6 protein-coding genes are annotated in these 8,943 nt (G+C 68.0%); 5 read left to right on the top strand and 1 reads right to left on the bottom strand.

Features of this window, described 5'->3' with window-relative positions; translation table 11 throughout:
- The first annotated feature begins 203 nt into the window (after positions 1 to 203).
- The 5 genes from BVE01S_RS13620 to pyk all read left to right on the top strand — a co-directional run bounded on the left by BVE01S_RS13620 (position 204) and on the right by pyk (position 7,905).
- Positions 204 to 2,228, top strand: coding sequence for a TonB-dependent receptor (locus BVE01S_RS13620; RefSeq protein WP_066628640.1), 2,025 nt, complete (start codon positions 204 to 206; stop codon positions 2,226 to 2,228).
- Positions 2,229 to 2,391: 163 nt separating this feature from the next.
- On the top strand, positions 2,392 to 3,600 hold the full coding sequence (locus BVE01S_RS13615; RefSeq protein WP_066628638.1) for an LL-diaminopimelate aminotransferase: 1,209 nt from the start codon (positions 2,392 to 2,394) through the stop codon (positions 3,598 to 3,600).
- A gap of 2 nt (positions 3,601 to 3,602) precedes the next feature.
- On the top strand, positions 3,603 to 4,547 hold the full coding sequence (locus BVE01S_RS13610) for a DUF808 domain-containing protein (RefSeq protein WP_066628604.1): 945 nt from the start codon (positions 3,603 to 3,605) through the stop codon (positions 4,545 to 4,547).
- A gap of 72 nt (positions 4,548 to 4,619) precedes the next feature.
- Positions 4,620 to 6,323, top strand: coding sequence for an alkaline phosphatase family protein (locus BVE01S_RS13605; protein WP_066628636.1), 1,704 nt, complete (start codon positions 4,620 to 4,622; stop codon positions 6,321 to 6,323).
- 136 nt (positions 6,324 to 6,459) lie between these two features.
- Positions 6,460 to 7,905, top strand: coding sequence for a pyruvate kinase (pyk, locus tag BVE01S_RS13600; RefSeq protein ID WP_055753148.1), 1,446 nt, complete (start codon positions 6,460 to 6,462; stop codon positions 7,903 to 7,905).
- Here the strand turns inward: pyk and BVE01S_RS13595 are convergent.
- On the bottom strand, positions 7,902 to 8,939 hold the full coding sequence (locus BVE01S_RS13595) for an oxidoreductase (RefSeq protein WP_066628635.1): 1,038 nt from the start codon (positions 8,937 to 8,939) through the stop codon (positions 7,902 to 7,904). The genes pyk and BVE01S_RS13595 overlap by 4 nt on opposite strands.
- Positions 8,940 to 8,943 lie beyond the last annotated feature (4 nt).

Below are 8,943 nucleotides of genomic sequence, written 5' to 3'. Positions count from 1 at the left end.
AAGTTTTAACCCGCTATTCCAAGAGGATAGCGGGTTTTTTCGTGTCCAGAACCAAGCCGCCCGTTGATCGACATGGTTTTCGTAGGGCTGACGGGCTCTCGCTTAACAGCGATGCGGTTTGGGCCTCACGATCAACGGGGTGAGTTGAATCTTTCTTTCCAGGTCAGGCTTTGCCCTTGGCCGGCAAATCCGTAGGGACGATGATGCTTCAAGATGTGACTCCGCCCACCGCCCTGTCCGAGATCGTCGTCACCGCAGCGCGTCTGCCGCCGGCGGCGGCGGACGCCGCGTTTTCCGTTGTGCGGATCGATGAGACGGTGCTGTCCCGATCGTCGCGTCTCGACGAGGCGTTGCGGTCCGTGCCCGCTGTGTCGCTGTTTCGACGCACCAGCAGCGCGGCGGCCAATCCGACGACGCAAGGGATTTCGCTGAGGGCCATCGCGCCGTCTGGGGCAGGACGGACGCTAGTCATGCTGGACGGCGTGCCGCTGAACGATCCGTTCGGGGGCTGGGTCATCTGGTCCCAGGCGACGCCGGAATCTCTGGAGAGCCTGGATGTGATCCGGGGCGCGGGCTCGGGCCCCTATGGCGCGGGCGCGCTGACGGGCACGATCACCCTGCGTGAACGCGGGAAAGGCGGCGCGCTGGATGTGTCCGCATCCGAGCGGGGCGGCTTGCGGGCGGCGGGCTCCGGCTCCACCCGACTGGGACCTTTGGCGGTGACGTTGAGCGGCTTGCGCGAAGTCAGCGACGGCTATGTGCCCGTGCGCGGGCCGGCGGCAGGCGCAGCGGACACGCCGCTGGATCTCGACAGCCGAAGTGCATCGCTGCGGGTCGATACGGCCTTGGGACAGGCGAACCTGTCCGTCAGGGCGGCAACCTGGGAAGAGGATCGCGGATCGGGGCTGGCCGGAACGCGCGCCAACGCCAGCGGGCACAGCCTGAGCGCCACGGCGGCGCAGACGCCGATGGCCGACGGCTATGGCTGGCGGCTACAGGCATGGCGGATCGACAGCAATCTGGCCAACAGTTCGGCCTCGGTGTCGGCCGACCGCTCGACCACGACGCCGGCCAACGATCAGTTCAAGACGCCCGCGACGGGATGGGGGCTGAATGCGGCGCTGCGCCGTAGAATGACGGAGTTCGCGGGCGGACGGCTGGAGTGGGAGCTTGGCGCGGATGCGCGCTTCAACGACGGCGAGACCAACGAACTCTTCAGTAATCCAACGGGCGCGGGTTTCACCCGTATTCGGCGTGCGGGCGGGGAGACGGCTGTGGCCGGCGCCTATGTCGATGCGTCCTGGACCGCGGCCGAATGGCTGGTGGCTGGCGGAGTTCGGGTGGATCGGTGGGAGAATACGGGCGGATTTCGTCAGGAGAACACGCTGGCGACCGGCGCCGTCCTGCTGAACGAGAGCGACTCGGATCGGTCGGGCGAGGTGGTCAGCGCGCGTCTGGCCCTTCGGCGTGATCTGGGCGGCGGCTATGCGGCGCGGACGGCAGCCTATTCCGGGTTCCGGCCCGCCACGTTGAACGAACTGCATCGGCCGTTCCGCGTCGGCAACGACATCACCGAGGCCAACGCCGCCCTGACGCCGGAAACGCTGAAGGGTGTGGAGACGGGATTGGCCTTCGACCGCGCCGGCGTGCGTTGGGGCGCGTCGGTGTTCTGGAACCAGATCGAGGACGCCATCGTCAATGTGACGCTCGGGTCCGGGCCGGCGACCTTCCCGCGCGCCGGGTTCGTGCCGGCAGGCGGCGTGCTGCGCCAGCGCCAAAACGCCGGGACCATCGACGCCTGGGGCGTGGAACTGACGGGGGCGCTGGACCTGTCGTCAGCCGTGTCGCTGAACGCCGCTGCGTCCTGGACCGACGCCGAGATCGACGGCGGATCGTCCGCCGCGCAGCTGACCGGCTTGCGCCCCGCACAGGCGCCGGAGTGGAGCGCCACGGCCGGGCTGGATTGGCGCGCGACCGATCGACTGACCCTGGCCCTGGCGGCACGTTATGAATCGAGCCGGTTCGACGACGACCTGAACAGCCGGGTGCTGGACGCCGCCGCGACGCTGGATGCGCGAGGGGAGTGGGCCTTCACGCCGAACGCGACCCTTTGGATGGCGGCGGACAATCTGTTCGACGAGGATGTCGAGGTGTCGGAAACGGGCACGGGCGTCGCCGGATACGGCCCGCCGCGAACGCTCAGCGTCGGTTTGCGGTTGAGCTATTGAGGGCGCTGACCGGCAGCCATTTCGACCAAGTTTTTGCGCGACGCACAGATTTCGTACGCCTGAAAGGTGAAAATGACCTTCAATGCTGTTGCGCGAGGCCGCTGGCGCGCTAAGCGCTAAAGGCGGTCGATCCACGGCCGCAGATCCCAACGACGAGCCTGTCATGTCCGAAGAATTCTACCGCATGAAGCGGTTGCCGCCCTATGTCATCGCCGAGACCAATGCGATGCGCGCGGCGGCCCGTGCGGCGGGCGAGGACGTGATCGACCTGGGGATGGGCAACCCCGACCTGCCGCCGCCCCAGCATGTGATCGACAAGCTGATCGAGGTGGCGCGCAAGCCCGACGCCCACGGCTATTCGGCCTCGCGGGGCATTCCCGGCCTGCGTCGCGCCCAGGCCAACTACTATGGCCGCCGCTTCGGCGTCGACCTGGACCCCGAGACCGAGGTGATCGTCACCATGGGCTCCAAGGAGGGGCTGGCCAGCCTGGCCACGGCCATCACCGAGCCGGGCGACGTGATCCTGGCGCCCAATCCGTCCTATCCGATCCACACCTTCGGCTTCATCATCGCCGGCGCCGCGATCCGCAGCGTGCCGACCACGCCGGACGAGAAGTATTTCGAGGCGCTGGAGCGGGCCATGGCCTTCACCGTGCCCCGGCCCAAGATCCTGGTGATGAACTATCCGTCGAACCCGACGGCGGAGACGGTGGACCTGGCCTTCTACGAACGCGTCGTGGCTTTCGCCAAGGCCAACGACCTGTGGATCATCAGCGACCTGGCCTATTCGGAACTCTATTACGATGGCAAGCCGACGGTCTCGATCCTGCAGGTGCCGGGGGCCAAGGACGTGGCCATCGAGTTCACCTCGCTGTCGAAGACCTACAGCATGGCCGGCTGGCGCATGGGGTTCGCGGTCGGCAACAAGAAGCTGATCGCGGCCATGACGCGGGTGAAATCCTACCTCGACTACGGCGCCTTCACGCCGATCCAGGCGGCGGCGTGCGCCGCGCTGAACGGGCCGCAGGACATCGTCGAGCAGAACCGCAAACTCTATCACCGCCGGCGAGATGTGCTGGTCGAGAGTTTCGGCCGCGCGGGCTGGGACATTCCCAAACCCGCCGCCTCCATGTTCGCCTGGGCGCCCTTGCCGCCGGCGCTGAAGCATTTGGGCAGTCTGGAGTTTTCCAAGCAGTTGCTGACCCACGCCAAGGTCGCGGTGGCGGCGGGCGTCGGCTATGGCGAGAACGGCGAGGGCTTCGTGCGCATCGCCATGGTCGAGAACGAACAGCGCATCCGCCAGGCCGCGCGCAACATCAAATCCTATTTGAAATCGCAGGGCGTCAATGTGCCGCCCAGCCGGGAAGACTGACTATGCCGTCTGGACTGATCGCGCTGCTGGACGACGTCGCCGGCATCGCAAAGCTGGCGGCCGCGTCGCTGGATGACGTGGGAGCGGCGGCGGGCAAGGCCTCGACCAAGGCCGCCGGCGTGGTGGTGGACGATGCGGCGGTGACGCCGCGCTATGTCATGGGCCTGTCGCCCAGCCGCGAACTGCCGATCATCAGCAAGATTGCGCTCGGGTCGTTTCGCAACAAGCTGATCTTCATCCTGCCGGTGGCCCTGGTGCTCAGCGCCTTCGCGCCCTGGGCCATCACCCCGATCCTGATGTGCGGCGGGACCTATCTGTGTTTCGAGGGGGCGGAAAAGCTGCTGGAGGCGATGGGGCACGGCGGGCATGAGGATGCCGCGCCGGTCGCGCGCGATGCGGCGGCGCTGGAGAAGACGACGGTGTCTGGCGCGGTGCGCACTGACCTGATCCTGTCTGCCGAGATCATGGCCATCGCCCTGGCCGATGTGGCGGCGCAGCCGATCTTGACCCAGGCCGCTGTGCTGGCTGTGGTCGGCATCGCCATGACCGTGGTCGTCTATGGCGCGGTCGGCCTGATCGTGAAGATGGACGACATCGGCCTGCATCTGGCTCAACGGCCCAATGGCGGGGTGCGCGCTTTGGGGCGGGGTCTGGTCAAGGGCATGCCGATGGTGATGAGCGCCCTGTCGGCGATCGGCACGGCGGCCATGCTGTGGGTCGGCGGCGGCATTCTGCTGCATGGTTCCCATACGCTGGGGCTGCACTGGCCGGCGGTACCGGTCGAGCATCTGTCGCATGCCGTCGGCGAACTGTTCGGGCCGTTGGCCGGCGTGATGAGCTGGCTGACGACGGCGGTGGCCTCGGCCGTGATCGGGCTGATCGTCGGCGGGGTGGTGGTGCTGGTCCTGCATCAGGTCGCGCGCCTGCGGTCCAAGGAATCGCACTAGGAGCGAGCCGGGCTGTCACGCGGGCGCCATCCGCAACAGCTAGAGGCCGCACGGCTGTTGTTGGAGTTGTTCATGTCCCTGTCGCGTCACGTCGCCGCCGCGTGTCTGGCCGTCTTGTCGATCGCGGGCGCCGCCTGTGCGGGCGCGCCGGTCGCCCAGCCGCCGGTTCAGGCCGCCGCGCCTCAGGCATCGGCTGCGGCCCTGACGCCGCCCAAACTGATCGTGACCATCGTGGTCGATCAGTTCAGCGCCAACCTCTTCAACCAGTATCGCAGCCGCTACAGCGGCGGCCTGCGCCGGTTGGCTGACCAGGGACTGGTGTCGATCAACGGCTATCAGACCCATGGTCTGACCGAGACCTGCCCGGGCCACTCCACGGTTCTGACCGGCATGCACCCGGCCGAGACCGGCATCCCCGCCAACGACTGGATCGACGGCAAGACCGGCAAGGAAGTCTATTGCCTGGCCGCGCCGCAGAACCATCTGGCGCACGGGCGTGACGACACCGACAACGGACCGGTGGGCCCGGACCAGCTGCGTGCGACGACGCTGGGTGACTGGCTGAAGGCCGTCAGTCCGGACAGCAAGGTCATGGCGGTGTCGGGCAAGGATCGCGGGGCGATCAATCTGGCCGGTCATCAGGGGCAGGCCTTCTGGTTTACCGACGGGTTTGGACTGACCACCTATGTCGAGCCGGGACAGACGGCCGAGGCGAAGCTGGCGCCAGTTGCAGCGTTCAACAGCGACTTCAACGCCTGGACGGCGGCGACGCCGACAGCCTGGGACTATCAGAACGCGGACTGCCGAGCGCTGGCGGGCGACTGGACCATTCGCGGCCAGACCTTCCATTCGGTGCTGCCGCCGGTGGGGCTGAAGTTCGACACCTCGCCATTGCTGGACGAGCAGACGCTGAAGGCGGCGGAATATCTGCTGGACAGCCAGAAGCTGGGGCAGGGGATGGCGACCGACATGCTGGGCGTCAGCCTGTCGGCCACCGACCGGATCGGCCATATGTACGGCACCCAGGGGCCGGAGATGTGCGAGCAGATGCACCGGCTGGATGCGGCCTTGGGCGCGTTCCTGGACAGGCTGGCCGAGGTTCCGGGCGGCGCCCTGGTGGTTCTGACGGCTGATCACGGCGGTTCGGACTTCGTCGAGCGGCTGCATGAGCATGGTTATCCGCGCGCGCACCGCGCCGACACCGATGCGATCAAGGGCGTCAACGCCGCGCTGAAGGCGCGCTTCAACCTGGACGCCGATCCGCTGCAGTCCGGCGGAAGCGGCTGGATGGTCGCCGATGCGGATCACAAGTCGCTGCCCGATCCGTTGCGGACACAGGTGGCGGAAGCAGCGGTCGAGATGCTGCGCGCCCTGCCCGACGTGGCCTTCGCCGAGACGCGCGACCGGCTGCTGGCCGAGCCTCTGCCGGACAGCCGTCAGCCGGAGATGATGACGGTGCGCGAGCGGATGCGGCTGTCGACCGTCGCCGAGCGATCGCCCGACATCCAGTTCGCCTGGACCCAGAACACCACCTCGGGCGGCCGCGTGGGCTCGACCCTGGCCGGACACGGAACGCCGTGGGAATATGACCGACGCGTGCCGATCATCTTCTGGTGGCCGGGCGCCAAGGCCGAAGAGCGGTTCCTGCCGATCCGGACCGTCGATATCGCCCCGACCCTCGCTCATGTGATCGGCGTCCCCGCGCCCCAGGTCGAGGGCCGCTGCATCGATCTGAACGGATTTGTTGTGGCGGCTTGCGGGGCGGCGGCCAGATAAACTCCTGTTTCCGGCCGTCAACTCATGTTTCCTGAGGGGAAGGCGGCCTTACGCAGCGCGGGTTTCGTTGGCAGAAGAGGGCGAAATCGCCCAGGCGGCCCCTTTTTGCCGTCCGAGAGAGCCAACAGGAAACGTCATGAACCGAGCCCGTCGCGCGCGCATCGTCGCCACCCTGGGACCCGCCAGCCGTGCGCCCAGCACCGTCAAGGCGCTGGCCCAGGCGGGGGTGGACGTCTTCCGCCTGAACTTCAGCCACGGGTCGCATGAGGATCACGCCGCCGCGTTGAAGGCGGTGCGCGGCGCCGAAATGGCGTTGCAGCGTCCGCTGGGCGTGTTGGCCGACCTTCAAGGGCCGAAGCTGCGTTTGGGCCGTTTCAAGGACGTCGAGATCTCGGTCAAGCCGGGCCACACCATGCGTTTCGATCTGGACCCGACGCCCGGCGACGAGACGCGGGTGCAGATGCCGCATCCTGAAATCTTCAAGGCGCTGCGCAAGGGCATGCTGCTGCTTCTGGACGACGGCCGGGTGCGGCTGCGTGTGGGCGAGCGGACCGACGAGTGGGCCGATGTGACGGTCGAGAGCGGCTCTAAGTTGTCGGACCGCAAGGGCGTGGCGGTGCCGGAGGCGGTGATCCCGGTCTCGGCCCTGACGCCCAAAGACCGTGAAGACTTGGCCTTCGCCCTGCGGATGGGCGTGGACTGGGTGGCGCTCAGCTTCGTTCAGAAGCCCGAGGACATGGCTGAGCTGAAGCGGATCGTGAATGGTCAGGCGGCCTGCCTCGCCAAGATCGAGAAACCGGCGGCCCTGGCCGATCTGGAAGCCATCCTAGACTACTGCGACGGGGTGATGGTGGCGCGTGGCGATCTGGGCGTCGAGCTGGATCCCGAGGATGTGCCGGTGGCGCAAAAGCAGATCGTGCGCGCGGCCCGCAATCGCGGCGTTCCGGTGATCGTGGCCACCCAGATGCTGGAATCCATGACCAGCGCCCCGGCCCCGACCCGCGCCGAGGCGACCGATGTGGCCAATGCGGTCTATGAGGGTGCGGACGCCCTAATGCTGTCGGCCGAAACGGCGTCGGGCGACTATCCGCTGGAATCCGTCGGCATCATGAGCCGGATCATCGAGCGCGTCGAACGCGATCCGATGTGGCCCAGCCTGATGGGCGCCGAACATGCCGGCATGGACGAGCATGATGTGGACGCCCTAGTCGGGGCGGCGCGGATGGCGGCGAATGCGCCCTCGACCGGCTGTCTGGTGGTGTTCACGACCCTGGGCGGCACGGCGCGGCGGATGGCGCGCGAGCGGCCGCTGAAGCCGATTCTGGTGCTGACCCCCAATCCCAACACCGCGCGCCGGCTGGCCCTGGTCTGGGGACTGGAGCCGCGTCTGGGCGAGCAGCCGGACTCGCTGGAGGCCGTGACGGACGACGCCGTCAACAGCGCGGTCAAATATGGTCTGGCCGAGCCGGGCCAGCGCATCCTGATCCTGGCGGGCACGCCGTTCGGAGCGCCCGGTGCGGCCAATCTGCTGCGACTGGCCCACGCGCCTGCGGCGACGTCGAAGGGCCGCAAGAAGAGCTAGAGAGCGATCTCGCGACGCTCCGCCGCGCTGCGCAGACCGGCGTCGAGGATGCGCATGACGGTCAGGGCCTGATCGGCGGGCACCGGCGGCGGTCCCTCGCCGAGGATCGCGTCGCGCATGGCGGCGTAGAAGGCGGGATAATCACCGCGTGAGGGCGTCGGCGTGGTGCGGACGGTTTCACCGTCTATCTGTTTCGTCAGCACACCGGGCGAGGGATCGAGGCCCCAGTCCGCGTCGCCGGGACGCAGGCCGGCCTTGGACTGCCCCTCCTGGGCGTCGAGGCCGCGTTTGATGAAGCTGCCGCCCGTGCCGTGGACGGCGTAGCGGAGACTGGCCTCGGCGGCGAGGTGGCTCATGTTCAGGATGACCCGCAGACGGTCATAGCGCAGCAGAACGTGGGCGTAGTCGATGGCCGTGGCGCCGAAACGTTGGGCCTGGAGGTCGGCATAGATGGCCAGCGGCGGCCCGAACAGCTGGACCGCCTGGTCGATCAGGTGCGGACCCAGGTCGGCCCAGACGCCGCCGTCGCGTCTGTCCTTCCAGCGGTCGGTGACGGTCGGACGGAAGCGGTCATAGTGGCTTTCGAACACGGCGACGTCGCCCAGTTCGCCCTGGTCGACCAGGCCGCGCAAAGTCAGGAAGTCGGCGTCCCAACGGCGGTTCTGGAAGACGCTGAAGACGCCGGGGGATGACGCCGCGACGGCGGCGACGCTTTCCGCGTCAGCCAAGGTGGCGGCGAAGGGTTTGTCCACCACCACCGACTTGCCGGCACTCAGCGCGGCGATCGACTGTTCGGCGTGCAAGGCGTCGGGGGTGGCGACGACGATCAGGCCGATGTCGTCGCGGGCGATGGCTGTGTCCAGATCGGGCAGGACCTCAACGTCAGGCAGGTCGGCGTGGACCGCTTCGGGCCGGGACGAGACGACGGCGGTCAGGCGCAGGCCGGGGGTCGCCGCGATCAGGGGGGCGTGGAAGGTCTGGCCCGCCAGGCCGTAGCCGACGACGGCGACGCCGATGGGTGCGTGTGAGGTCATGCCC

It is taken from the genome of Brevundimonas vesicularis NBRC 12165, from assembly GCF_001592205.1.
In the GTDB taxonomy this organism is placed as follows: domain Bacteria; phylum Pseudomonadota; class Alphaproteobacteria; order Caulobacterales; family Caulobacteraceae; genus Brevundimonas; species Brevundimonas vesicularis.
This window is presented reverse-complemented; position numbering and strand designations above follow the sequence as displayed.

What these genes read in the sequence shown, in the direction of transcription:
- BVE01S_RS13595 (WP_066628635.1), bottom strand. Translation starts at nt 8,939, where the DNA reads ATGACCTCACACGCACCCATCGGCGTCGCCGTCGTCGGCTACGGCCTG.
- BVE01S_RS13610 (WP_066628604.1), top strand. Translation starts at nt 3,603, where the DNA reads ATGCCGTCTGGACTGATCGCGCTGCTGGACGACGTCGCCGGCATCGCA.
- BVE01S_RS13605 (WP_066628636.1), top strand. Translation starts at nt 4,620, where the DNA reads ATGTCCCTGTCGCGTCACGTCGCCGCCGCGTGTCTGGCCGTCTTGTCG.
- BVE01S_RS13620 (WP_066628640.1), top strand. Translation starts at nt 204, where the DNA reads ATGCTTCAAGATGTGACTCCGCCCACCGCCCTGTCCGAGATCGTCGTC.
- pyk (WP_055753148.1), top strand. Translation starts at nt 6,460, where the DNA reads ATGAACCGAGCCCGTCGCGCGCGCATCGTCGCCACCCTGGGACCCGCC.
- BVE01S_RS13615 (WP_066628638.1), top strand. Translation starts at nt 2,392, where the DNA reads ATGTCCGAAGAATTCTACCGCATGAAGCGGTTGCCGCCCTATGTCATC.